The sequence below is a fragment of the Shewanella sp. SR43-4 genome, assembly GCF_014163845.1.
GTDB classification, from domain to species: domain Bacteria; phylum Pseudomonadota; class Gammaproteobacteria; order Enterobacterales; family Shewanellaceae; genus Shewanella; species Shewanella vesiculosa.
Map to the genome: position 1 here is coordinate 90,217 of NZ_JACJEB010000007.1, position 26,683 is coordinate 116,899.

The 26,683-nt window shown below is 42.8% G+C and carries 22 protein-coding genes and 1 tRNA gene; 21 read left to right on the plus strand and 2 right to left on the minus strand.

Going from position 1 to position 26,683, the window contains the following annotated elements; translation table 11 throughout:
* Window positions 1-17: 17 nt before the first annotated feature.
* Together proB and H5123_RS09870 are read left to right on the plus strand one after the other, a co-directional pair.
* Window positions 18-1,127 (plus strand): glutamate 5-kinase, encoded by a 1,110-nt coding sequence (gene proB / locus H5123_RS09865; protein WP_124017659.1) that lies wholly within the window; start codon window positions 18-20, stop codon window positions 1,125-1,127.
* 10 nt (window positions 1,128-1,137) lie between these two features.
* The gene (locus H5123_RS09870; protein WP_182697851.1) at window positions 1,138-2,412 is read left to right on the plus strand and encodes a glutamate-5-semialdehyde dehydrogenase; all 1,275 of its coding nucleotides are present in this window, start codon (window positions 1,138-1,140) and stop codon (window positions 2,410-2,412) included.
* Between the two features lie 102 nt (window positions 2,413-2,514).
* On the opposite strand, the gene H5123_RS09875 is transcribed toward H5123_RS09870, so the two are convergent.
* Window positions 2,515-2,850: a hypothetical protein gene (locus H5123_RS09875; protein ID WP_124017657.1), complete on the minus strand. Its 336-nt coding sequence runs from the start codon at window positions 2,848-2,850 to the stop codon at window positions 2,515-2,517.
* 699 nt (window positions 2,851-3,549) lie between these two features.
* Between H5123_RS09875 and dnaK the strand changes: the two genes are divergently transcribed.
* The 12 genes from dnaK to secF all read left to right on the plus strand — a co-directional run bounded on the left by dnaK (window position 3,550) and on the right by secF (window position 19,851).
* Entirely contained in the window at window positions 3,550-5,466 is a 1,917-nt protein-coding gene (gene dnaK / locus H5123_RS09880) for a molecular chaperone DnaK (RefSeq protein ID WP_124017656.1), read from the plus strand.
* Window positions 5,467-5,577: 111 nt separating this feature from the next.
* Complete coding sequence (dnaJ, locus tag H5123_RS09885) at window positions 5,578-6,705, plus strand: molecular chaperone DnaJ (protein WP_124017655.1); 1,128 nt, start codon at window positions 5,578-5,580, stop codon at window positions 6,703-6,705.
* 210 nt (window positions 6,706-6,915) lie between these two features.
* A complete protein-coding gene (locus tag H5123_RS09890) occupies window positions 6,916-8,148 on the plus strand; it encodes a DEAD/DEAH box helicase (protein ID WP_182697852.1) in 1,233 nt (410 codons plus the stop codon).
* 110 nt (window positions 8,149-8,258) lie between these two features.
* A complete protein-coding gene (locus H5123_RS09895; protein ID WP_182697853.1) occupies window positions 8,259-9,065 on the plus strand; it encodes a M48 family metallopeptidase in 807 nt (268 codons plus the stop codon).
* 79 nt (window positions 9,066-9,144) lie between these two features.
* Window positions 9,145-9,762 carry an FKBP-type peptidyl-prolyl cis-trans isomerase gene (locus tag H5123_RS09900; RefSeq protein WP_124017652.1) on the plus strand — a complete coding sequence of 206 codons (618 nt, stop codon included), beginning with the start codon at window positions 9,145-9,147 and terminating at the stop codon, window positions 9,760-9,762.
* 83 nt (window positions 9,763-9,845) lie between these two features.
* A complete protein-coding gene (gene dapB, locus H5123_RS09905; protein WP_124017651.1) occupies window positions 9,846-10,658 on the plus strand; it encodes a 4-hydroxy-tetrahydrodipicolinate reductase in 813 nt (270 codons plus the stop codon).
* A gap of 175 nt (window positions 10,659-10,833) precedes the next feature.
* Window positions 10,834-11,991, plus strand: a complete 1,158-nt coding sequence (gene carA, locus H5123_RS09910; protein WP_124017650.1) for a glutamine-hydrolyzing carbamoyl-phosphate synthase small subunit — start codon at window positions 10,834-10,836, stop codon at window positions 11,989-11,991.
* A gap of 23 nt (window positions 11,992-12,014) precedes the next feature.
* Window positions 12,015-15,236: a carbamoyl-phosphate synthase large subunit gene (carB, locus tag H5123_RS09915; protein ID WP_182697854.1), complete on the plus strand. Its 3,222-nt coding sequence runs from the start codon at window positions 12,015-12,017 to the stop codon at window positions 15,234-15,236.
* Window positions 15,237-15,466: 230 nt separating this feature from the next.
* A complete protein-coding gene (gene greA, locus H5123_RS09920; protein WP_124017648.1) occupies window positions 15,467-15,943 on the plus strand; it encodes a transcription elongation factor GreA in 477 nt (158 codons plus the stop codon).
* 589 nt (window positions 15,944-16,532) lie between these two features.
* Complete coding sequence (locus H5123_RS09925; RefSeq protein WP_182697855.1) at window positions 16,533-16,967, plus strand: hypothetical protein; 435 nt, start codon at window positions 16,533-16,535, stop codon at window positions 16,965-16,967.
* Between the two features lie 144 nt (window positions 16,968-17,111).
* A complete protein-coding gene (gene secD, locus H5123_RS09930) occupies window positions 17,112-18,917 on the plus strand; it encodes a protein translocase subunit SecD (RefSeq protein ID WP_182697856.1) in 1,806 nt (601 codons plus the stop codon).
* 4 nt (window positions 18,918-18,921) lie between these two features.
* A complete protein-coding gene (gene secF / locus H5123_RS09935) occupies window positions 18,922-19,851 on the plus strand; it encodes a protein translocase subunit SecF (protein ID WP_182697857.1) in 930 nt (309 codons plus the stop codon).
* Between the two features lie 67 nt (window positions 19,852-19,918).
* On the opposite strand, the gene yhbY is transcribed toward secF, so the two are convergent.
* Window positions 19,919-20,218, minus strand: a complete 300-nt coding sequence (gene yhbY / locus H5123_RS09940) for a ribosome assembly RNA-binding protein YhbY (protein WP_182697858.1) — start codon at window positions 20,216-20,218, stop codon at window positions 19,919-19,921.
* Window positions 20,219-20,308: 90 nt separating this feature from the next.
* On the opposite strand from yhbY, the gene rlmE reads away from it, so the two are divergent.
* The 7 genes from rlmE (at window position 20,309) to H5123_RS09975 (ending at window position 26,613) form a co-directional block, all read left to right on the plus strand.
* Window positions 20,309-20,938: a 23S rRNA (uridine(2552)-2'-O)-methyltransferase RlmE gene (rlmE, locus tag H5123_RS09945; RefSeq protein ID WP_182697859.1), complete on the plus strand. Its 630-nt coding sequence runs from the start codon at window positions 20,309-20,311 to the stop codon at window positions 20,936-20,938.
* A gap of 45 nt (window positions 20,939-20,983) precedes the next feature.
* Window positions 20,984-22,957, plus strand: a complete 1,974-nt coding sequence (gene ftsH, locus H5123_RS09950; protein ID WP_182697860.1) for an ATP-dependent zinc metalloprotease FtsH — start codon at window positions 20,984-20,986, stop codon at window positions 22,955-22,957.
* A 123-nt stretch (window positions 22,958-23,080) separates the two neighbouring features.
* On the plus strand, window positions 23,081-23,860 hold the full coding sequence (gene folP / locus H5123_RS09955) for a dihydropteroate synthase (protein ID WP_220487603.1): 780 nt from the start codon (window positions 23,081-23,083) through the stop codon (window positions 23,858-23,860).
* A 53-nt stretch (window positions 23,861-23,913) separates the two neighbouring features.
* Window positions 23,914-25,251: a phosphoglucosamine mutase gene (gene glmM, locus H5123_RS09960; protein ID WP_182697862.1), complete on the plus strand. Its 1,338-nt coding sequence runs from the start codon at window positions 23,914-23,916 to the stop codon at window positions 25,249-25,251.
* A gap of 139 nt (window positions 25,252-25,390) precedes the next feature.
* A complete protein-coding gene (gene tpiA, locus H5123_RS09965) occupies window positions 25,391-26,173 on the plus strand; it encodes a triose-phosphate isomerase (protein WP_124017639.1) in 783 nt (260 codons plus the stop codon).
* Window positions 26,174-26,177: 4 nt separating this feature from the next.
* Window positions 26,178-26,513 (plus strand): preprotein translocase subunit SecG, encoded by a 336-nt coding sequence (gene secG / locus H5123_RS09970; protein WP_124017638.1) that lies wholly within the window; start codon window positions 26,178-26,180, stop codon window positions 26,511-26,513.
* Window positions 26,514-26,526: 13 nt separating this feature from the next.
* Window positions 26,527-26,613, plus strand: a tRNA-Leu gene (locus tag H5123_RS09975).
* Window positions 26,614-26,683: the final 70 nt, after the last annotated feature.

Below are 26,683 nucleotides of genomic sequence, written 5' to 3' on the forward strand. Positions count from 1 at the left end.
CAAGCTGAGTGAGATAAATGGGTTATCGCCGCGTAGTAGTTAAGTTAGGCACCAGCGTGCTGACATCTGGCAGTAAAAAGCTCGATAAAGCACATATGGTTGAATTGGCCAGGCAAATGGCCTCGCTTATGCGTTCAGGCGTTGAAGTTGTATTGTGTACATCGGGCGCAATAGCTGCTGGGCGAGAGCATTTACATTATCCGGTGTTGCCCGACACTATGGCGAATAAACAGTTACTTGCAGCTGTAGGTCAAAGTCAGTTAATTTTGGCGTGGTCACAATTGTTCAGTATTTACGGCTTACATGTTGGCCAGTTATTGTTAACTCGTGCTGATTTGCAAGATCGCGAACGTTATTTAAATGCCCGTGACACTTTAAATGCATTATTAGCTCATAATATTATCCCGATCATTAATGAAAATGATGCCGTTGCCACCAATGAAATTAAGGTGGGTGATAATGATAATTTGTCCGCCCGTGCAGCCTTGCTTTGCGATGCTGATTTACTGATCTTACTGACTGACCAAAAAGGCTTATTTGATGCCGATCCGCGCACGCATCCAGAAGCACAGTTGATTAAACAAGTTGTTAATATCGACGACAGTTTGCGTTTGTTAGCTGGCGGTTCTGTGTCTGGACTTGGAACGGGTGGTATGGCAACCAAACTAGAAGCTGCCGATGTGGCTCGCCGTGCGGGTATTGAAGTGGTCATAGCTTCCGGTCATCATCCTGATGTTATCGCCAGAGTAGCGGCTAGAGAGTCTGTTGGTACTCATTTTAGTGCCATAGAAAATCCATTAGAAAGTCGCAAGCAATGGATCCTTGCCGGCCCAGCTTCGCAAGGTAAATTAGTCATAGATGCTGGAGCATCGGTTGCTGTAGTTGCTAATGGTCGTAGCTTATTGTCTAAAGGTATTATTGATGTAGAAGGTCATTTTGAGCGCGGTGCGACTTTACTGATCGTGAATCAAATCGGTAAGATTTTGGCTAAAGGCATTAGCCGTTATTGTGCCAATGATTTAATTAAAATTAGCGGTAAACACTCTGATGACATAGAAAGTTTACTCGGCTATAACTACGGGGATGCCGTGGTTCATCGCAATGATATGGTCGTACTCGATAATTAAGGATAAGCAGATGTCAGCCACAGAAACAGAATATTTAACCCTACTCGGCCAACGCGCTAAAGCTGCCAGTTTTATCTTAGCGAGTTTAACGGCAAAACAGAAAAACCTGTTGTTAGCAACTATTGCCGATCACTTAGCTCAGCGTAAAGATGATATTTTACAAGCCAATGCACAAGATATCATTGCTGCGAAGCAAAGTGGTTTAACCGAAGCCATGATAGATAGGTTGATGCTGGACGAAGGACGGCTTGGCGGGATTATCGCTGACATTGATAATGTCATCGCCCTAGCTGACCCTGTCGGTAAAGAAGCTGAAAGTCGAGTATTAGATAACGGCTTACGCTTAACTCGTCGCAGTGTTCCATTAGGGGTGGTGGGAGTGATTTATGAGGCTCGGCCAAATGTCACCGTTGATATCGCCGTGTTAGCGTTAAAGACTGGCAATGCTGTGATTTTGCGCGGCGGTAAAGAAACCCTGACCTCCAATAAAGTGCTAAGTGAAGTCATTCGAGATGCACTCGTGAGCCTAGATTTACCTAAAGATGCCGTGCAGCTTATTGATTCACCTGAGCGTAGTCTTGTTAGTGGTTTGCTCAGGCTCGACAAATATGTCGATATGATTATCCCCCGTGGTGGACAAAATCTGCAGCGGTTGTGTGCTGAACAATCGAGTATTCCAGTGATTCTAGGTGGGATTGGCATCTGTCATTTATTGGTTGATAAACAGGCCGATTTAGTCCGTGCAATAGATGTGATTGCTAACGCTAAAGTGCAACGCCCAACAGTGTGTAATGCCTTAGATACATTGCTAATACATCAACAGGTAGCCGCTGAATTTATTCCAAATATTGCCTCACATTTACATTCGCTTGGGGTACGTTTCCATGCTTGTGCCATTGCCTTACCTTATCTTGACGGTCTAGGTTTTGATGTTACTCCAGCGCATGATGAGTCGTTCTCAACTGAGTGGTTATCACTTACGTTAGGGATCAAAGTGGTCAATGATATTGACGAAGCCGTGGAGCATATTCGTCAATATTCGACAGGACACTCTGAGGCTATTTTAACGGATAACATTCACACCGCGAGCGACTTTATGAATCAAGTTGATTCCGCTGCAGTGTATGTGAATGCCAGTACTCGTTTTACCGATGGTTCACAGTTTGGTCTTGGCGCAGAAGTTGCCGTGAGTACCCAAAAATTGCATGCTCGTGGTCCCATGGCGTTAGATGCTTTGACGACTTATAAGTGGCTCGCCTGGGGCGATTATACTTGTAGACAATAACTGATTGGGTGATGGTCTTCATGATAATAAGGGCGCTGTTAAGCGTCCTTATTATTGATAGTTTGTGAATGTAGAGCTGGTTTTTGACAATCAAATAGCGCATTACATATTATAAATAAGATGGCTTGGCATTGCGGATTCATTCAAGCGTTCATAGGTGGTTAACAACCAAATCACAAAAAATGCTCCGGTCATTAATATGGCTACAATTCTAAATGCTTGAGCGTATTCCATTACATAGGTGAAATAGCGACGCTGTACCGCATTGGTCATAAACGTGGCTATCAGTGAAAACACGCTTAAATACATCGCTGGATATTGAGTGGAGCTCATGCCACAAAACTTTTCATAGATAAGGATTAATGCCACAACGATTAAAATAATAATGCGTATTTTACGTTCCGTGTTATCACTTAAATTCCATCTTGGCAGTCCCATTGCCTACTACCTCTTCAATTAATTGCATTTAGATTGTTTTCTAAGCATCCTTGATACTTTTATAACTTTAGTTGTGTTTTTATCAAATGAATAGCGTTATTTAATGCTTGTCTGACGCTGTTTAATATCCTGACAATAAGTTCTGCTGATATGGTTAGCTAATATGGGGAGGATTAAAATATACCCGAGTGCCTATTCTCTCTGAGCTAGCTGATGTTAGCCATCGGTAAACTCGGCTGCAAAGGTCAGTCATCACTGCCTAAGTAACGTTGGATTATTTGAGACTAATATTCGAGCAGTTTATGCTGTTATAAGACGTAAAAGGCTTAAGGTAATAGTAAAAGACACGGCAAAGCTTGCGCCTTGTTACAGCTAACCAAAATAAAATAAACAGGCGGTTTAGCCTCACGTTGCAGTGGTAAGCTCAACAATACAATTATTTAAGCTGTTGTTGTTAGTTGAAGAGAAAACCCCTTCGCATCATTGATGCTGCGTCAATAATATCAGTAAAACACGATAAATTTTTAGCATTCCCCTTGTAATTCACTTTGCTGTCCCAATATAGGTATCAAGGCTGATATGAGTGGTTAATATGAATCTCAAGTTAAGCAATAAAATGCTTGAAATACTGGTTGTTCATCCCCATATCAACATCAAATAACATATTTGCGACGAATAACGTCAATTTCGGAGGACCCCATGGGCAAAATTATTGGTATCGATTTAGGCACAACAAACTCGTGTGTAGCAGTCCTTGATGGCGGCAAAGCACGCGTAATTGAAAACGCAGAGGGTGATCGCACAACCCCTTCAATCATCGCGTACACCGATGATGAAATTATTGTTGGCCAACCTGCTAAGCGTCAAGCTGTTACTAACCCTGCAAACACATTTTTTGCGATTAAGCGTTTAATCGGCCGTCGTTTTAAAGACGATGAAGTGCAACGTGATGTGAACATCATGCCATTCAAAATTATTGGCGCTGATAACGGTGATGCATGGGTTGAGTCTCGTGGTAATAAAATGGCACCACCACAAGTGTCGGCTGAAATCTTGAAAAAGATGAAAAAGACAGCTGAAGACTTTTTAGGTGAAGAAGTGACTGAAGCGGTTATTACTGTTCCTGCTTACTTTAACGATTCACAACGTCAAGCAACTAAAGATGCTGGCCGTATCGCAGGTCTTGATGTTAAGCGTATCATCAACGAACCAACAGCTGCTGCACTTGCCTATGGTATCGATAAGAAGCAAGGCGACAACGTCGTTGCCGTTTACGATTTAGGTGGTGGTACATTTGATATCTCTATCATCGAAATCGACAGTAATGATGGTGACCAAACATTTGAAGTGTTAGCAACCAATGGTGACACTCATTTAGGTGGTGAAGATTTCGATAACCGCTTAATCAACTATTTAGCTGACGAATTTAAGAAAGACCAAGGCTTAGATCTTCGTAGAGATCCTCTAGCGATGCAACGTTTGAAAGAAGCTGCTGAAAAAGCAAAAATCGAGCTTTCAAGCACTAACCACACTGAAGTTAACTTGCCTTACATCACTGCAGATGCATCAGGTCCTAAACATTTAGTGGTTAAAATTACTCGCTCTAAATTAGAGTCATTAGTTGAAGACTTAATTCAACGTACTTTAGAGCCGTTAAAAGTTGCCCTAGCTGATGCTGATTTAAAAGTATCAGACATCAATGAAGTGATTCTTGTTGGTGGTCAAACTCGTATGCCTAAAGTACAAGAAGCGGTAACTAACTTCTTCGGCAAAGAGCCACGTAAAGACGTCAACCCTGATGAAGCGGTTGCAGTTGGCGCGGCGATTCAAGCTGGCGTACTTTCAGGTGAAGTGAAAGACGTATTGCTACTTGACGTTACACCATTGTCTCTTGGTATTGAAACCATGGGCAGTGTGATGACTAAGCTTATCGATAAAAACACCACTATCCCGACTAAAGCTCAGCAAGTATTCTCAACCGCTGACGACAACCAAAGTGCCGTGACAATTCACGTACTTCAAGGTGAGCGTAAGCAAGCGAGTGCAAACAAGTCTTTAGGTCAATTTAACCTTGAAGGTATTGAGCCTGCACCACGTGGCCAGCCACAAGTTGAAGTGATGTTCGACATCGATGCTGATGGTATCTTACATGTGTCTGCAACAGACAAGAAAACAGGTAAGAAACAAAACATTACCATTAAAGCCTCTTCTGGTTTGTCTGATGAAGAAGTAGAGCAAATGGTACGTGATGCCGAAGCTCATGCTGACGAAGATGCGAAATTTGAAGAGTTAGTTAAAGCGCGTAATCAAGCCGATGGTTTAGCTCATTCAACTAGAAAACAAGTTGAAGAAGCCGGTGATGCTTTAGCAAGCGATGAAAAAGAAAAGATTGAAGCGGCAATTGCAACTTTAGAAACGGCTATTAAAGGCAAAGACAAAGAAGCAATGGACACTGCAACTCAAGCTCTTATCGAAGCGTCTGCTAAGTTAATGGAAATTGCTCAAGCTAAAGCGCAAGGAGAAGCTGAAGGCCAAGCACAAGATGCTGGCCAATCTAAGCCTGCTGATGATGTTGTTGATGCTGAGTTCGAAGAAGTTAAAGACGACAAAAAGTAATTAACCATTTCAGTTAGTTACTTTAAAAGCGGGCGTTGAGGCTATCCTCACACGCCCGTTTGTATAAATTAAGTTTAACAACTTACTCACACCTTCGAGAAACAGAACACTATGTCAAAGCGTGATTATTACGAAGTTCTCGGTGTTGGACGTGACACCAGTGAACGCGAAATTAAAAAAGCGTACAAACGCTTAGCGATGAAATTTCACCCAGATCGTAATCCGGGTGATAAAGCCGCAGAAGCCAGCTTTAAAGAAATTAAAGAAGCGTACGAAATTTTAACCGACAGCGACAAGAAAGCTGCATATGATCAATTTGGTCATGCTGGCGTCGATCCTAATCGTGGTGGACACGGCGGTGGCCAAGGTGATTTTGGCGATATCTTTGGTGATGTTTTTGGTGATATTTTTGGTGGCGGTCGCCGCGGTGGTCAACGTCAGGCTGCACGTGGTAGTGACTTACGCTACAACCTTGAATTATCTTTAGAAGAAGCTGTCCGTGGTTTAACCAAAGAATTACGCATTCCGACACTCGCTGCATGTGATTTGTGTGATGGTAGTGGCGCTAAAAAAGGCACCTCTGCAACCACATGTGGCACTTGTCATGGTCAAGGCCAAGTGCAAATGCGCCAAGGTTTCTTTGCTGTTCAGCAAGCGTGTCCTACTTGTCATGGTCGCGGTAAAATTATTAAAGATCCTTGTGGCAAATGTCATGGCGAAGGCCGAGTCGAGAAAAGCAAAACTCTGTCAGTTAAAATTCCAGCCGGTGTTGATACAGGCGATCGCATTCGTTTAACCGGTGAAGGTGAAGCGGGCGAGTTTGGTGCACCTCCTGGCGATTTATATGTGCAGGTTAGTGTGCGTGAACATGCCATCTTTACTCGTGATGCCAATAACTTATACTGTGAAGTGCCTATTTCATTTAGTAAAGCGGCATTAGGCGGCGAGATTGAAGTACCGACATTAGACGGTAAAGTTAGCCTTAAAATCCCAACAGAAACCCAAACTGGGCGTATGTTCCGCTTGCGTGGTAAAGGGGTTAAGTCGGTTCGTAGCCATGCCGTTGGTGACTTGTTGTGTAAAGTGGTCATGGAAACGCCGGTTAACTTGAATGACAAACAAAAAGAGTTATTGCGTGAGTTTGAAGCGACCTTAACTGGCGAGTCAAAAAAGCACAGCCCTAAAGCGGAAGGTTTTTTTGATGGCGTAAAAAAGTTTTTTCAAGACTTAAACAGTTAGTATCGTTCCATTAAACGTGACTATCATGAAAGGCTGTTTACTTTAGGTAAACAGCCTTTTTTATTGACAGGTATAATCAGGTACTAAAAGGTGACATGTTAGCTCTGCAGATGACGTCAATGTCTGTCTAGTTCATGGCGAACACATTTTTAGCGATACAATTTTTTAGCAACTTATTTAGCTGTTTTTTTTTACCATTAGGCGTTATGTATGTCATTTTCCGTATTTCAGCTCAATCCAACATTATTAACCGCATTACCGTCAGCAGTGACTGAGCCTAGTCGCGTTCAGCAATTAGCGATCCCTGCAATATTGGCTGGGCAAGATGTCTTGGCATTGGCGCAAACCGGTAGCGGTAAAACCTATGCTTATGGTTTACCACTTTTACAGCGCTTGAGTCTGTCTCCAGAGGTTGGTCTTTCTGCGGTGGTCATAGTGCCAACCCGAGAATTAGCTTCACAAGTGACGCAGGATTTAGCCCCGTTAGCGCAAACATTAAATTTACGCGTCGATATACTATGCGGCGGCCAAGCAATTGAATTGCAGGTAGAGCGATTGACACAACCTGCTAACCTTATTGTTGCGACCCCAGGGCGCTTATTAGCGTTAGCGCAGCAAGGTGTTATTCAGTTTGAACATCTGCAAAGCTTAGTGCTTGATGAAGCAGATAGATTACTGGACATGGGTTTTATTGGCGACATTAATGCGCTAATCGCAATGATGCCAACTGGGCAGCGTTTATTGTTTTCGGCCACATTGCCTGAGCCATTAACCACATTAGCCGAGCAAGTTTTGACGACAGCACACGTGCGTATTCAGGCGCATGTGATCAATAGTGCTGTGGCTGATATCGCTCAAACCTTATATCATGTAAATAAAGGCAGTAAAGCAAAAGCACTGATCCACTTAATTACTTTGCACCAATGGTCACAGGTGTTGGTATTTGTTAATGCTAAAGATGATGTCGATTCATTATGTAAAAAATTAGTCAAAGCGGGTATTAATGCCGCGGCACTTCATGGTGATAAAGAACAAGCTGTACGAAGCCATACTTTGGAGCAGTTTAAAAATCAACAGTTAACAGTACTAGTGGCTACCGATGTATTATCTCGTGGTATCCATATTGACGCTCTACCTGTGGTCATAAATGTTGATTTACCTAGCCAGGCCGCTGTATATGTACATCGTATAGGACGAACTGCTCGGGCAGGATTAAGTGGTGTTGCCTTGTCATTAGTGAGTCATGCTGAGTTATTAAGCTTGGATGCTATTAGGCTGTTAACAAGGCAAGCGTTACCGTTAACTGAACTCGCTGGTTTTGCCGTAACAGATAAGCCAACGAGCGAAGCCAGTAAGCGAGCGCCTCGCGATAAACAAGCTAATCGTCGTACAGCTAACAAACGCAGCATTAGTGATTTTACCAAACGCAAGCCGACCCGTTAATACGAGCTGAGATTTGATATTGTAAGTGATGAATTCGCGCTAAACACTGGTATAAAATAAGTTAATGCTGGATTAGCTTTTTGACTCAATAATGTTTAAGGGATGACAACATGAAACCTCTCGCACTAACCCTATTTGTTGCTGCTTTATTAGTGGGCTGTGTCAATAGTCAATCGCCCACGGGGCGAGGGCAAACCTTATTGTTTTCTGATACACAGATGCAGCAAATGGGGGGGCAGTCGTTTGAGGCAATGAAACAAAGTGAAAAAATAAGTCAAAATAAAGCCCAAACTGACTATGTCAATTGTATTGCTAAACGTATCACAGCAGTATTACCTGATCAGTCCCAACAATGGGACGTAGTGGTATTTGATTCAGACCAGGTTAATGCTTTTGCATTACCGGGCGGTCATATTGGTGTCTATACCGGTTTATTGAAGGTCGCCGTTAATCAAGATCAACTTGCTACTGTGATGGGGCATGAAGTGGCACATGTGTTAGCGCAACATGGGAATGAGCAAGTATCTCGCGCCCAGCTTACTGGTTTGGGTATGCAAGCCGCCGATGCAGCGATAGGCGCATCTGGAATTGCTAATAAAGATCTGTACATGGCAGGACTTGGCTTAGGGGCAAAAGTCGGCATTATTTTACCCTTTGGCCGCAGTCAAGAGTCTGAAGCTGATATTGTAGGTTTAGAGCTAATGGCTAAAGCGGGATTTAATCCGGCGCAAAGCATTGCTTTGTGGCAAAATATGTCCAAGGCTGGTGGTGCACAAGGGCCTGAGCTGTTGTCGACTCATCCGTCACACAGTCATCGAATTGAAGACTTACAAGCGGCGCAAAATCAAGTGATGCCGCTTTATACACAGGCAAGAAAACAGTCTTTGACTGAGTGTAAAATTGCTCAAGTTAAATAGCGTTTTTTGCCAACATTGACGGAGTTTATTGTGATAAACTCTGGTGCGAATTTTTTATGTTTATTGAGAGAAAATTATTATGTCAGATTTGTTCAGCACTATGGAACAGCATGCTAGCTACGGTGTAGGTCGTCAAATGGGCGAGCAGCTAGCGGCAAACTCTTTTGAAGGTATTGATATCCCGGCTGTTCAAGCTGGTCTTGCTGATGCATTTGCCGGTAAAGAAAGTGCAGTATCAATGGAAGAGCTTCAAGTTGCATTTACTGAAATTAGTCGTCGTTTACAAGAAGCTCAAGAAGCTGCTGCTGAAGCCGCTGCTGCTGAAGGCGAAACATTCTTAGCTGAAAACGCTAAGCGTGACGGTATTACGATTACTGAGTCTGGTCTTCAATACGAAGTACTTGTTCAAGGTGACGGCGAAAAGCCTACCTATGATTCAACTGTACGTACTCACTACCATGGTACATTTATCAGTGGTGATGTTTTCGACAGCTCTGTTGCTCGTGGTCAGCCTGCTGAGTTCCCGGTATCAGGTGTGATAGCTGGTTGGACTGAGGCATTACAGCTAATGCCTGTTGGCACTAAGCTTAAATTATATGTCCCGCATCACTTGGCTTATGGTGAGCGTGGCGCGGGTGCTTCAATCCCGCCTTATTCAGCTTTGGTCTTCGAAGTTGAATTGTTAGAAATTATCTAGTTATTAAAAACGCCTAAGTTAACTTAGGCGTTTTTGTATATGCTGTTTTTAGGTTTATCTTTAGTTAACACTGGGAGAAATAAATGACTGCAAAAGTGAGAATTGCTGTAGTTGGTGCCAGTGGCCGTATGGGCCGTACACTGATTGAATCTGCTAGACAGCAACAAGTCATCGTACTTGGCGCAGCGATAGATCGTACAGGCTCTAGTTTAGTCGGTATTGATGCCGGTGTGCTTGCTGGTGTTGGTGCAATGGACGTTGTTATTACCGATTCACTAGATAACGTAGTGAATGATTTTGACGTTCTGATTGATTTTACCTCACCAGAGTCTTCAATCATTCATCTTGATTGGTGTGCTAAAAATCACAAAGCCATTGTCATCGGTACAACTGGGTTCAATCATGCTCAAAAAGAGCTCATTGGTGCCTATTCAGAACAAGTACCTGTGGTGTTAGCACCTAATATGTCTGTTGGTGTTAATGTGATGTGGAAGTTACTTGCACTTGCCACTGAAGTGATGGGTGATTATACCGATATCGAAATAATCGAAGCTCATCATCGTCATAAAAAAGATGCACCGTCAGGCACCGCGCTCAAAATGGGTGAGATTATTGCTCAAACATTAGGCCGTGATTTAGACCAATGTGCGGTATTTGGACGTGAAGGTATTACTGGTGAACGCGACCGTAATACCATAGGTTTTGCTACTGTTCGCGCTGGTGATATTGTTGGTGAACATACCGCTATGTTTGCTGACATAGGCGAGCGGTTAGAAATAACCCACAAAGCATCGAGCAGAATGACCTTTGCGAATGGGGCTATGAGAGCGGCTTTTTGGCTCTCAGATCAAAATGCTGGTCTATACGACATGCAGCAAGTACTAGGGTTGAATTAGCGACTAAAAACACCATTCGTTGGTGTTTTTTTTTGAAAACAATCTTGCAAAATATAGACGTAAAAACGAATTTCTTATACAATTGCTAGAATTTGCCAAAATTTCGTAATTTAACGGAAATTGGTATTTTTAGTGCAAAATAAAAAACACATAATTTAAGTGGCTTGGCTCTTTTCTGGAGGTCGCGTTGACACAGTCTGCCTTACTCGTACTCGAAGATGGAACCGTATTCTCTGGTACCGCAATTGGTGCTACCGGTATCTCTGTTGGTGAAGTGGTATTTAATACTTCAATGACAGGTTATCAAGAGATTCTTACGGATCCTTCATATTCACGCCAAATAGTAACATTAACCTATCCTCACATCGGTAACACAGGTACTAATGATGAAGACACTGAATCGGATTCGGTTCATGCATGTGGCTTAATCATTCGTGACTTACCGCTTATGGCGAGTAATTTTCGTAACCAACAATCATTAAGCGATTATTTAAAAGCAAATAATGTCGTTGGTATCGCTGATATTGATACTCGCAAACTAACTCGTATTTTGCGTGAAAAAGGCGCTCAAGCCGGTTGTATTATGGTCGGCAACCTAGATGAAGCGAAGGCACTTGCAGCGGCAAAAGCATTTCCAGGCCTAAAAGGTATGGATTTAGCTAAAGAAGTGACTACCGATAAAGCCTATACATGGCGCAATGGTAGCTGGAAATTAGTCGGTGGTTTACCGTCTGAAACGCCAGAAGCTGAACTCAAATATAAAATTGTTGCCTACGATTACGGTGTAAAACGTAATATTTTACGTATGTTGGTTGACCGTGGTTGTGATGTCACTGTGGTACCTGCGCAAACTTCTGCTGCAGACGTACTTGCGATGAATCCTGATGGAGTATTTCTGTCAAATGGTCCTGGCGACCCTGAGCCATGTGATTACGCGATTACCGCCATCCAGCAAATTTTGAAAACAGAAATCCCTGTTTTTGGTATTTGTCTTGGCCATCAACTATTAGCATTAGCCTCAGGCGCAAAAACCTTAAAGATGAAATTTGGTCACCATGGTGCAAACCACCCAGTGAGCAATGTTGAAAAAGGCAACGTGATGATCACCAGTCAAAACCACGGTTTTGCTGCTGATGAAACCACGCTACCTGCTAATATCAAGGTGACGCATAAATCGTTATTTGATGGATCATTACAAGGCATTCATCTAACGGATAAACCCGCATTTAGCTTCCAGGGTCACCCTGAAGCGAGCCCTGGGCCAACCGATGCCGCGCCTCTGTTCGATCATTTCATCGAGCTTATAGAACAATACCGTCAGCACGCCAAGTAGTTATCTGGGAGAAGACAGAAGCAATGCCAAAACGTACAGATATAAAAAGTATTCTTATCCTAGGTGCCGGTCCAATTGTTATTGGTCAGGCGTGTGAGTTTGATTATTCAGGTGCGCAAGCTTGTAAAGCACTTCGTGAAGAAGGCTATCGCGTTATTCTGGTCAACTCTAATCCAGCAACGATTATGACCGACCCAGAAATGGCCGATGCAACCTATGTCGAGCCAATTCATTGGGAAGTCGTACGCAACATTATTGCCAAAGAGCGTCCAGATGCCATTCTCCCGACTATGGGTGGACAAACCGCACTGAACTGCGCACTTCAGCTTGAAGCAAAAGGCGTACTAAAAGAGTTTAATGTTGAAATGATTGGTGCGACAGCAGATGCGATTGATAAAGCTGAAGACCGTAGTCGTTTCGACAAAGCGATGAAATCCATTGGTTTAGACTGCCCGCGTGCGGGTATTGCTCATAACATGGATGAAGCTTATGGCGTATTAGATATGGTGGGCTTCCCCTGTATTATTCGTCCGTCTTTCACCATGGGTGGCAGCGGCGGTGGTATTGCCTACAACAAAGAAGAGTTTGAAGAGATTTGTTCTCAAGGCTTAGATTTGTCGCCAACTAACGAATTATTGATCGATGAATCATTAATTGGTTGGAAAGAATATGAAATGGAAGTGGTTCGTGACCGCAACGATAACTGCATTATCGTCTGTACTATCGAAAACTTCGATGCGATGGGGGTTCACACCGGTGATTCAATCACTGTCGCTCCAGCACAAACGCTAACCGACAAAGAATATCAATTAATGCGTAACGCTTCGATAGCGGTACTGCGTGAAATTGGTGTTGAAACCGGTGGCTCAAACGTACAATTTGGTATTTGTCCTAATACTGGCCGCATGGTCATTATTGAGATGAATCCACGGGTATCTCGCTCATCAGCATTGGCCTCTAAAGCAACCGGTTTCCCGATTGCTAAAATCGCGGCTAAATTAGCTGTGGGTTACACTTTAGACGAGCTAAGCAACGACATTACTGGCGGTAAAACACCAGCATCGTTTGAACCTGCTATCGACTATGTTGTGACTAAAATACCGCGCTTTAACTTTGAAAAGTTTGCCGGTGCAAACGACCGTTTAACCACTCAAATGAAGTCTGTTGGTGAAGTCATGGCAATCGGCCGTACTTTCCAAGAGTCATTGCAAAAAGCGTTACGCGGACTTGAAGTGGGTCGTAACGGTTTTGATTCTGTGGTGGATTTACAATCACCAGAAGCCATGCAACGTATTCGTCATGAACTTAAAGAGCCAGGTTGTGACCGCATTTGGTACATAGCTGATGCATTTCGTGCCGGTTTAAGCCGTGACGAAATCTTCACGTTGACGAATGTCGACCATTGGTTCTTGGTTCAAATTGAAGATTTGATTACCCATGAAGCCAAAGTGGCTGAGCTTGGTATGTCAGGTTTAGAGCAAAACTATTTACGTCAATTAAAGCGTAAAGGGTTCTCTGATGCGCGTTTAGCTGCTGTGTTAGGTGTCAATGAAAACGAGATTCGTAAACTACGTTATCGACATGAAATTTACCCAGTTTATAAGCGAGTCGATACTTGTGCTGCTGAATTCTCAACCGATACCGCGTACATGTATTCAACGTACGAAGAAGAATGTGAAGCTAACCCATCGAACCGTGAAAAGATCATGATTCTGGGCGGTGGTCCAAACCGTATTGGTCAAGGTATTGAGTTTGATTACTGTTGTGTGCATGCTGCATTAGCCTTACGTGAAGACGGTTATGAAACCATCATGGTTAACTGTAACCCTGAAACCGTATCAACCGACTACGATACATCTGATCGCCTATACTTTGAACCTGTCACCTTGGAAGACGTGCTCGAAATCGTGCGTATCGAAAAGCCAAAAGGCGTTATTGTTCAATACGGTGGTCAAACTCCGCTTAAACTCGCGCGTGAGTTAGAAGCCGCAGGTGTGCCAATTATTGGTACTAGCCCTGATGCGATTGACCGTGCAGAAGACCGTGAACGTTTCCAACAAGCAATTCAACGTTTAAACATGAAGCAGCCAGAAAATGCCACTGTAACGACTGTTGAAAGTGCGGTGATTGAAGCTGAAAAAATTGGTTATCCGTTAGTGGTGCGTCCATCTTATGTATTGGGCGGTCGTGCGATGGAAATCGTCTACGACAAGCAAGATTTACTGCGTTACTTCAATGAAGCCGTTAAAGTGTCTAATGCATCGCCTGTATTACTCGATCACTTCTTAGATGATGCGATTGAAGTCGATATTGATGCTGTATGTGACGGCGAAACCGTGGTTGTTGGCGCTATTATGGAGCATATTGAACAAGCAGGTGTTCACTCTGGTGACTCAGGTTGTTCATTACCGCCTTACACCTTAAGTGCTGATGTTCAGGCGAGAATGCGCGAGCAAGTGTCAAAACTGGCTTTTGAGTTAGGCGTAATCGGCTTAATGAACGTGCAATTTGCGGTAAAAGATAACGAAATCTACATGATTGAAGTTAACCCGCGCGCTGCCCGTACCGTGCCATTTGTATCTAAAGCAACAGGCGTTCCTTTAGCTAAAATTGCTGCACGTGTGATGGCTGGTCAAAGCTTAATTTCACAAAACTTTACCAAAGAAGTGATCCCACCTTATTTCTCGGTAAAAGAAGTTGTATTGCCGTTTAATAAATTCCCAGGCGTTGATCCACTCTTAGGCCCAGAAATGCGCTCAACGGGTGAAGTGATGGGCGTGGGTGATACATTTGCTGAAGCCTATGCTAAAGCACAGCTTGGTGCCACATCTGAAGTGCCTAAGTCTGGGCGTGCGTTACTCTCTGTTCGTAACAGTGATAAAAAACGTGTTGCTGACTTAGCCTCTAAGCTGATTGAGTTAGGCTATGAAATTGATGCCACTCACGGCACTGCGATTATTTTAGGTGAAGCAGGGATTAATCCTCGCTTAGTTAACAAAGTACATGAAGGTCGTCCACACATTCTTGATCGTATTAAAAATGGTGAATATACCTACATTGTTAACACTACTGAAGGTCGTCAAGCAATTGAAGATTCTCGCCAGATCCGTCGTGGAGCATTGCGCTACAAAGTGAATTACACGACGACATTAAATGCTGCCTTTGCGACCTGTTTGGCGCATTCAGCAGATGATCGTATCAAGGTGACATCTTTGCAAGAACTGCACAAACGCATAAAAAGTTAGTTTTTATTGCGAAGGAATGACTAAGGTCGCCTTTTGGCGACCTTTTTTATGACATTTTGATGATGGATGACTAGCAAGTCTGTAAAAGCTTAGGTAAGCTGTCAGACATCATCGAAAAGATGCATCCTAGATACGTACGCTAAGTCGATTGCGTACTTCCAACTGAATTTTTACTGTGTTGACTTTCGTCAGCACGGGATGCTTTTGTTTTTAAAGGAGACAAAGACATTATGAGTAAGGTCCCAATGACGGTAGTTGGCGCAGATCAATTACGTAAAGAAGTTGAATTTTTAAAGTTCGATCGCCGCCCAAAAATTACCGAAGCAATTGCTTCTGCTCGTGAATTAGGTGATTTAAAAGAAAATGCTGAATATCACGCTGCCCGTGAAGATCAGGGTATTTGTGAAGCGCGTATTCGTGACATTGAAGGTAAGTTGTCTAACGCTCAAATCATTGATGTTACCAAATTAGAAAATACTGGCCGAGTGATTTTTGGTACGACAGTGACTATTTTAAATATCGATACTGATGCTGAAGTGACTTATCGCATTGTTGGTGATGATGAAGCTGATATTAAGCAAAATTTAATTTCTGTTAATTCACCGATTGCACGTGGGTTAATTGGCAAAAGTGAAGGCGATGAAGTCTCGATTACCACTCCAGGTGGTTTGACTGACTATGAAGTCATTGCCGTTAAATATCTTTAAGTGTGGATTGTTATTGAGCATAACTAATATTTAACAGTATGTTTTATCTATTATATTAAAGCTGATGACCAAATATTAAGCATTAAATTTTTTTGCACAACTCAATACCGACATCAATAACACATCACTTTAGCGAGCACTAAATAGCATCCTGTTTAGTGCTTTTTTATTGTCATAAAATACAGTACCTATGTGCTGATGACGATAAAACATGTAAAAAAATTCATTTGCACATTAAAGGTGCAATGGATATCATCCATTTAGTTTACAATGCTGTTACATTTTACCGTATGAAGCCTAATATGCTTTGCAATATTACGTTTAAAATATAGGTTTAAAAATCATCTTGTGATGATGTAAAAATAGAATATGCAGATTGTGTATCTGAATTGCTTGATTAAATAAGGTCATTATGACGTTTCCGTGGGCTCGTATACTACTAATGCTGGTAATTGTGGGGTTGTGTTCAATCTTCCTCATCAATAGCCGTGTGTTGGTTTTAGCATCGTTGCCATTTACCACGACTACGGCACATTCTTGTTCTTATAATATCGACACACACTCAGATGATAGTATGTGTGATCAACCAATGAGTTCAGCTAACGTTGATATTATCCTGTCGTCAGTCAAAGGCATTGATCGTTCAATTGACCGTCATGATGCAAATAGTATTACCGCGTTAAATCACACTCTCATCGATGGTAATAGTTCACTGCTGGGCTATGTTGGTAATATCTCTTCAACCAACTCTATCTCTGCAGAATCTAATTCTAAAGACATTCATTATGTGCCCACTTATTCGTCGCGATATATCAGTATTGTTCAACACGAGTCTGATGAATTAAAGCCCAATTATTTATTGGCTTACGAATTTATATCTCCACCTGTTCCAAGTTTAACCATAGGGTATCAAATTAACTTTAGTCCGCAATTGGACTGGGTTTTATCCACGGCTTCAGCTCCTTCAAGACTTTCCGCCTGGAAAGAGTCTAATTTACTTTTCGTCCATTCCCATACCTGTTAGCCATATTCTGCCTTGATGATAAACGCCATTAGCTTTGCTAATGAGTTTTACTGTGGGTCGATGGGTTAGGTCAATTGCGCCTCATCACTCGCTATGCATTTTTATCGTGGCTTAAATAGCCTCGATCTAGTGAGATCAAGAGTTATGAAATCAAAAACGAAACAGCTAAATCATTATTCTCAATGGAAATACTGGTTATTAATTACCACATTAATCATCTTATTTATGAGCGCATTACCATCTTGGTATGGCGAAGATCCTGCTGTACAACTTGGTGTAAAGCCAAGCCAATCGATAACAGCAGAACAAGTTGATTATGCGCTACACCAGGTAGGCATAAAGAGTAAACGTATTGAGCAACAACAAGATAGTTTACTGGTGGTGCTAGATAACCCTGATATGCAGGCCCAAGCTAAAAAGGCTTTAGCTGAGCAGTTTAAGCATCAAGCTCAAGTGACATTAGCCTTAGCGCCTGCTGCACCTCACTGGCTATTAAACCTAGGTGTTAAACCGATAAAGCTGGGTTTAGATTTACGCGGTGGAGTACAATTTTTATTGGATGTAGATCTCGATTTAGTGTTTCAAAACCAGGCGATTATGCTTGGTGATGCCGTGAAGCAATTTGCTGCTGATCAGCATATCAGTAACGTTATGGTTCGTTCTGGTGATGGCGCTACATTGAGTATTGAGATTGCTGATGAACCGTCTCGAGCCCAGCTAAGACAATTTATTGCACAGCAGTATCCATTATGGCAAGTAAGTGGTCACCAACAAATACTCACTGTTAGTTTGTCTCAACATGAACAACTTAAATTGACCAATGTGACTGTGCAGCAAAACTTGCAAATTATGCGTAGCCGGATAGAGGAACTGGGGATAACCGAAGCGCTCGTTCAACGCCAAGGTGATCATAGGATCCGTATTGAGTTACCTGGAGTACAAGATCCTGCCACAGCTAAAAACGTTATTGGTGCAACGGCCAGTTTAGCTTTTTATCCTGTACTGCCAACGGGTTCTGTAAACGCTGTGGTCATTAACGACCAACATGATAAACCCGTGTACGTATCAAGAAAGCCAGTACTGGGAGGCGATCATATTATTGATGCTAGAGCGACTACTGGTGATTTTGGCATGGCGAAAGTCAATATTAGTCTCGACGCTGCAGGCGGTAAGTTAATGTCTGATTTCTCGCGCGACAACATAGGTAAACCTATGGCGACCGCATACAGTGAATATAGCCGAGATGAAGCGGGTAAAGCTCGACAAACAACGCAAATCATTAGTGTTGCCACCATACAAAGTCAACTGGGTAATCGGTTTGAAATTACCGGTTCAGGCAGCCATCAAGAGGCACAGCAGCTTGCGTTATTGCTAAGAGCAGGTTCCATGACAGCACCGGTGACGATTGTAGAAGAACGCACAATAGGACCAAGCTTAGGTGCTGAAAACATTGTCAATGGATTTGCAGCGTTAGCATTAGGTATGTCAGTAACATTATTGTTTATGGCCTGTTGGTATCGCCGTTTAGGCTGGATTGCTAATGTGGCGTTAATCGCCAACATGACGATGTTATTTGGCTTATTAGCCCTCATTCCAGGGGCTGTATTAACCTTACCTGGTATTGCGGGGTTAGTGCTTACTGTTGGTATGGCGGTTGATACTAATGTGCTTATTTTTGAGCGAATAAAAGAAAAGCTAGCTGAGGGTCGCAGCTTTGCCAGCGCTATAGATGTGGGATTTGATAGTGCATTCTCAACCATATTTGATGCTAATTTTACCACTATGATCACCGCCGTTGTGCTGTTCTCTATTGGTAATGGCCCTATTCAAGGCTTTGCATTGACCTTAGGGTTAGGGCTATTAACCAGCATGTTTACCGGCATTTTTGCCTCGAGAGCATTAATCAATTTAGTTTATGGCCGCGACACTCGCCGCGCAATTAAGGTGTAATACTATGAACTCAACAAGTATAAATAACTCACTAGAAACAGGTAAACTAAAATACCTCACCAAATGGCGCTACATCTCAAGTATACTTTCTATCGTGTTGATGCTGGTGTCCCTAAGCGTAATTGGTGTAAAGGGGTTTAATTGGGGCTTAGATTTTACTGGCGGAGTGGTTACAGAAATTCAACTTGACCATCGTATTACGGCCAGTGAGATACAGCCACTAATGACCGCCGCCTACCAACAAGACGTGAGTGTTATTTCCGCCAGCGAACCGGGACGGTGGGTATTACGTTATGCCAACATACCCGACGAGCAGCTTCGTCCAGAACTCCGACAAGTCTTAGCGCCATTAAATACCGATATTACTGTGTTAAACAGCAGCATCGTTGGACCTCAAGTAGGCCAAGAGTTAGTTGAGCAAGGCAGCATAGCTCTGCTAATCGCTATGCTATGTATTATGGGGTATTTAAGTTTTCGTTTTGAATGGCGCTTAGCTTCAGGTGCGTTATTGGCTTTAGTACATGATGTGGTGTTTGTGCTGGCTTTTTTTGCGTTAAGCCAAATGGAATTTAATTTAACTATTCTGGCAGCAATTTTAGCTATTTTGGGGTATTCACTCAATGACTCGATTATTATTGCTGATAGGATCCGCGAACAGTTAGTGGCTAAGTTACAATGGAAAACTTCAGATATTAATAATTTAGCGGTTAAAACAACTTTCTCTAGAACTATGATTACATCGGGGACCACCTTATTAACCGTTGTAGCATTGTGGATCATGGGAGGGGAGCCATTGGAAGGTTTTTCTATCGCGATGTTTATTGGTATTTTAACCGGCACTTGGTCATCAATTTCAATTGGCGCGACTTTACCTGAGTTTTTAGGCTTAAAGGCGCAGCATTATCAAGAGGTTCCATTATCTGATCACCCCTGATTAACGATAATTCATCTCCCATAAAAAAGCCGCTGAATTCAGCGGCTTTTAATAAAAGAATGTGAAACTATTTGGCTTTAGGCAAAGCAATCTTCATTTCGACCGAATGACGGAAAATGACTAAAACATGACCGATTAGTTGCACTTTCGCAGACTGGGTTTCACGTATAATGGCGTCAACGATGGCATTTTTGAGCTCTCTGTCAGCAGAGGCTACTTTTACTTTAATCAATTCATGATGTGTAAGAGCGCTATCAATTTCAGCCAGAACACCTTCAGTTAGGCCATTGCCACCAAGCAGCACCACTGGTTTTAGACTGTGAGCCAGACCTTTTAAATGCTGTTTTTGTTTGGTTGTTAAGTTCATTTGTGCCAACTTTTGCTGAGTTACTGTTGAAAAACGGGTATTCTACCCTTATATAGAGCTTATGTAACTCTGAATCGTTGCGGAATTTAAATGACAACAAAAAAACGTACGGCGAGCTCAACTCGCTGGATGCAAGAACACTTTGATGATCACTATGTGAAACTGGCCCAAAAACGTGGCTTACGTTCACGAGCAGCATTCAAGTTAGAGGAGATACAACAAAAAGATAGCTTGATAAAACAAGGTATGACAGTTGTTGATTTAGGTGCAGCACCAGGTGGTTGGTCGCAAGTTGCGGTTAAACTCGTTGGTGACAGAGGTAAAGTGATTGCTTGTGATATTTTACCTATGGACCCAATTGTTGGTGTTGATTTCCTTCAAGGTGATTTTAGAGAAAACAAAGTACTCGAAGCATTGCTTGAGCGTGTAGGTCAAGATAAAGTGGATGTGGTACTATCAGATATGGCTCCGAACATGAGTGGTTCGGGTGCTGTTGATCAACCAAGAGCTATGTATTTAGTTGAATTAGCGCTAGATATGTGTCATCAAGTGTTGACGCCTAATGGCTGTTTTGCTGTTAAAGTCTTTCAGGGGGAGGGTTTTGACGATTATATTAAAACGGTCAAGCAGGCATTCAAAGTAGTAAAAACCCGAAAACCAGACTCCTCTAGAGCGCGCTCTCGGGAAGTCTATCTAGTGGCGACTGGTTACAAGTTGTAGTAGTCTAACGTTAATAATCGCAGGACTGTTAAGAGGTCTAGTAATTTGAGTGACATGGCAAAAAATTTAATACTCTGGGTTGTCATCGCTGTTGTACTGATGTCAGTGTTTCAGGGTTATTCCCCCTCTTCTTCGAATTCGCAGAAGATGGATTATTCCGCCTTTTTGGACAATGTTCGAAATGGTCAAATAAACACGGTTGAAATAAAAAGCGACCAACGGACGATTGAAGGAACTAAACGTACCGGCGAGAAGTTCACCACAATCATGCCTATATATGACCAAGATTTAATTAATGATCTTGATCGTAAAGGCATCACCATGAAAGGCCAAGAAGCTGAAGAGTCAGGTTTCCTAACCCAAATCTTTATTTCATGGTTCCCAATGTTACTGCTAATTGGCGTATGGATATTTTTCATGCGACAAATGCAAGGCGGTGGCGGCAAGGGCGCAATGTCGTTTGGTAAAAGTAAAGCCAAACTGATGAGCGAAGACCAAATCAAAACCACTTTTGCTGACGTTGCAGGTTGTGATGAAGCAAAAGAAGAAGTCAAAGAACTTGTTGATTATTTACGAGACCCAACCAAGTTCCAAAAATTAGGCGGTCGTATTCCTACGGGCGTTCTGATGGTCGGACAACCTGGTACAGGTAAAACCTTATTAGCCAAGGCAATTGCCGGTGAATCTAAGGTGCCGTTCTTTACCATTTCGGGTTCTGACTTTGTGGAAATGTTTGTCGGTGTTGGTGCATCCCGTGTACGTGACATGTTCGAACAAGCTAAAAAATCTGCTCCTTGTATCATTTTTATTGATGAAATCGATGCCGTAGGCCGCCAACGTGGTGCCGGTGTAGGTGGTGGGCATGATGAGCGTGAGCAAACATTAAACCAGCTTTTGGTTGAAATGGACGGCTTTGAAGGTAATGAAGGCGTTATTGTTATTGCAGCAACTAACCGTCCAGACGTACTTGATTCAGCGTTATTGCGTCCAGGTCGATTTGACCGTCAAGTTGTCGTTGGCTTGCCTGATGTTCGTGGTCGTGAACAAATTCTTAAAGTTCATATGCGTAAAGTCCCTTTATCAGATGATGTTAAAGCCAGTGTCATTGCGCGTGGTACGCCAGGCTTCTCTGGTGCTGACTTAGCAAACCTTGTCAACGAAGCGGCGTTATTCGCTGCTCGCGGTAATCGTCGTGTTGTTGGTATGGAAGAGTTTGAGCGTGCTAAAGATAAAATCATGATGGGTGCAGAGCGCCGTTCTATGGTGATGTCTGAATCTGACAAAGAAATGACCGCTTATCATGAAGCTGGACATGCCATTATTGGTTGCTTGGTACCAGAACATGACCCAGTGCATAAAGTGACTATTATTCCGCGTGGCCGTGCATTAGGTGTGACCTTCTTTTTACCTGAAGCTGATGCCGTTAGCCAAAGCCGTCGTAAATTGGAATCACAAATTTCAGTTGCCTATGGTGGACGTTTAGCTGAAGAACTTATTTACGGAAGTGAAAAAGTGTCTACAGGGGCTTCGCAAGATATTAAGTACGCTACATCGATAGCTCGTAATATGGTTACGCAATGGGGTTTCTCTGACAAGCTAGGTCCATTACTTTACGCAGAAGAAGAAAACGAAGTTTTCTTAGGTCGCAGTATGGGTAAAGCAAAGGCAATGTCAGGTGATACAGCAACATTGATTGACTCTGAAATTAAGATGTTTATCGATAAAAACTATCAACGTGCGCAAGCGATGTTGACAGACAATATGGATATTTTACATGCGATGAAAGACGCATTGATGAAATATGAAACTATTGACTCGTTGCAAATCGATGATCTAATGAATCGCCGCGAAGTGCGCATGCCAGCTGAATGGCAAAAAGATGAATCATCAGACGACAAAGATAGTGGCAATAACACGCCTAAATCTGAAGCCGAAACGCCAGTGGATGAGGCTAAAACCGACGTTAAAGTCGATAATAAAGCCGATACCAATGACGCGGATGAATCACCCGCTAAATAAACAATTTAGCAAATAAAGAAAACCCCGAAAGGGGTTTTCTTGTTTTTAATCTTATCTAGGAAAATACCCGTGTTTCAATTAACTCATGCTAATAAAACTCTAGACTTATCAAGCCCTGTAGTGATGGGGATAGTGAATGTGACGCCTGATTCATTTTCCGATGGCGGTGAATATATTGGTTTTGAACAAGCCTGTCGTCATGTTGATAATATGGTAGAGCAAGGTGCATTAATTATTGATGTGGGTGGTGAGTCAACCCGACCTGGTGCTGCAGAAGTGACGATTGAGCAAGAACTTGCCCGAGTGATCCCTATCATCGAATACACAGCAAAAACACACAATGTATGGATTTCAATCGATACCAGCAAACCTGAAGTGATGGAACAAGCTGTCAATGCCGGAGCTAATTTAATCAACGATGTGCGCGCGTTACAAGTACCAGGTGCTTTAGCCATGGCTGCAACGTTAGATGTGCCAATTTGCTTAATGCACATGCAAGGCGAACCGCAAACTATGCAAGATCAACCTGAGTATGAGGATGTGATTGATGAAGTGGCGGCTTTTTTTGAATTACGTATCGCTTACTGTGAAGCGGCTGGAATTGAGCGCGAGCGTTTAATTCTCGATCCAGGTTTTGGTTTTGGCAAAACTTTAGCGCATAATTACCGTCTATTAGCGGCATTGCCAAAGTTACATGAATTTCATTTGCCTTTATTGATCGGTCTGTCGCGAAAAAGCATGATCGGCGACCTGTTAGCGCGTGATATAGACCAACGCCTTGCCGGAAGCCTTGCTGGTGCATTAATTGCAGCTCAGCAAGGTGCACAAATTATTCGAGTTCATGATGTACCAGAAACAGTCGATGTACTTAAAGTGATGTCAGAAACCATGGCTAATCTATAGTTGCATCACATAATAATGTTATCAGTAAAGTGAAAACACTTAAGTAGGGATCTGTGAAGCAAAGAAAATTTTTTGGAACCGATGGTATTCGCGGCAAAGTAGGGGCGGGTAAAATGACTCCTGAATTGGCATTGAAGCTCGGTTGGGCGGCTGGACGAGTATTGTCTCGAAATGGCACCCAAAAAGTGATTATTGGTAAGGATACTCGTATTTCAGGTTACCTGTTTGAATCAGCTTTAGAGGCAGGTTTATCAGCCGCGGGACTTAACGTTTTGCTGCTAGGCCCTATGCCAACTCCAGCAGTGGCTTATTTAACTCGTACCTTTCGCGCCGAGGCCGGTGTCGTGATTAGTGCATCACACAATCCTTATTATGATAACGGTATCAAGTTTTTCTCTACCGATGGCAGTAAACTGGATGATGCCATCGAGCTAGAAATAGAAGCAGAACTTGAAAAACCGTTAGTCTGTGTTGAGTCGCATCTACTGGGCAAGGCTCGGCGTATTGATGATGCAGCAGGGCGCTATATCGAGTACTGCAAAGGTAATTTTCCAGCTGATCAAACACTTAAAGGATTAAAAATAGTCGTTGATTGTGCTCATGGCGCCACTTACCATATTGCTCCTAATGTTTTTCGTGAATTAGGTGCCGATGTTATTGCTATTGGAGATAAACCTGACGGTCTCAATATCAATGATAAAGTCGGCGCAACAGCAATGGCCAAAATCTGTGAAACCGTTTTAGTTGAAAAAGCTGATTTAGGTATTGCATTAGATGGTGATGGCGATCGCATTATGATGGTTAATCGTCATGGCGCAGTGGTTGATGGTGATCAGATTTTATATATTTTAGCGGTAGATGCCCAAAAACGTGGTATTTTAAACGGCGGAGTTGTTGGCACCGTAATGTCTAATTTAGGTTTGGACTTAGCGCTGCAAGCACTTGATATTCCTTTTGTTCGTTCTAAGGTCGGTGACCGCTATGTCATGGAGATGCTGAAGAAGAATAAGTGGCGAATAGGCGGTGAAAACTCTGGCCATATTCTTAATCTTGATCATGGTACTACTGGTGATGGTATCATTGCTGGTATTTTAGTCCTCGCGGCAATGCGACGTCAAAATGCTTCACTTGAACAATTAACTGAATCGATGAAGATGTTACCGCAAGTGTTAGTTAATGTGCGTTTTGAAGGCAGCTCTAATCCACTCGATAGCGAGGCGGTTAAGTTAGCTAAAGCGGATGTTGAACAACAATTGGGTGCTCGTGGACGTGTATTATTACGTAAGTCGGGTACTGAACCGTTAATTAGAGTCATGGTCGAGGGAGATGATCATCCCCAAGTGCTTGCGCATGCAAATCGTATTGCTGACGCGGTAAAGGCAGCATGTTAATTATTTGAATATTAAGATAAGCCGTTGCTCGCTCAAAAAGTAGACGCTTCGACAGTTTATATGAAATATTCCCCTTTTAGCTCTTGTAACTTGATAAGTGGTTCGCTATTATTCACGCCGCTTTCAGAGGAGACAGTGAATGGCACTCAGACGTCCTATGGTCGCTGGTAACTGGAAAATGAATGGTAATTCGGCATTAGCCCAAGAGCTTTTCAAGAAGTTTGCTACCAAGCTCCAAAATGATTCCGCTGAAGTGGTTTTATGCCCGCCTTCAATTTATCTTGAAAGTGTTCGGCAGCTGCTTGAAGCCAATAAGCAAACCTTAGATGGTGCGCTTGTTAGAATGGGTGCACAAAATCTGAGTCAACATGATTTTGGTGCATACACAGGCGAAATATCCGGGCAGATGCTAAAAGATTCTGGATGTCGGTATGTGATTATCGGCCATTCCGAACGTCGCCGTATGTACGGAGAGACGAGTAATATTGTGGCAGAGAAATTTGCTGCTGCTCAGAAACATGGTCTGACACCGATTTTGTGTGTAGGTGAATCAGGACCAGCTCGTGAAGCAAGACGTACCTTTGAGGTGATTGCGGAAGAGCTTGATATAGTAATTGAAAAAAACGGTACCATGGCTTTTGATAACGCAATTATCGCTTACGAACCTTTATGGGCAGTAGGGACAGGTAAAAGTGCTACACCAGAGCAGGCACAAGAAGTACATGCGTTTATTCGCAGTCGCCTCTCGGAAGTTTCTCCCTTTATTGGTGAGAATATCAGAATTCTTTACGGTGGTAGCGTCACCCCAAGCAATGCGGCAGATATATTTGCCCAGCCTGATGTTGATGGTGGTCTGATTGGCGGTGCAAGTTTGAACTCAAGTGAGTTTTTAAGTTTATGTACCATAGCAATGAGCGCGTAATTATATGTACGAAGTTCTTATAGTTGTATACTTGGTGGTAGCGTTAGGTCTTATCGGCTTAATATTAATCCAACAAGGAAAGGGTGCCGACATGGGCGCATCTTTCGGAGCCGGTGCTTCAGGCACATTATTTGGCTCAAGTGGTTCAGGTAATTTCCTGACTCGCAGTACTGCAGTATTAGCCATTGGCTTTTTTGCGTTGAGTTTAGTGATTGGTAATTTAAGTGCTAATCACACAGAGCAAAATGATCAGTGGAAAGATTTAGGTCCAGCAGCAGAGCAAATCATTGATGAAGCTCCGGTGCAAACCGAAAAGTCAGAAACGAAAATTCCTGACTAGTAAACCAGGTAACGCCGAGGTGGTGGAATTGGTAGACGCGCAGCCTTGAGGTGGCTGTGTCTTAACGGACGTGCGGGTTCAAGTCCCGCTCTCGGCACCAAATTTAACTAACAAATGATAGATAGCGTTTGATTAGTTATTGCAAGATATAGTGTAAATCAATATACTTG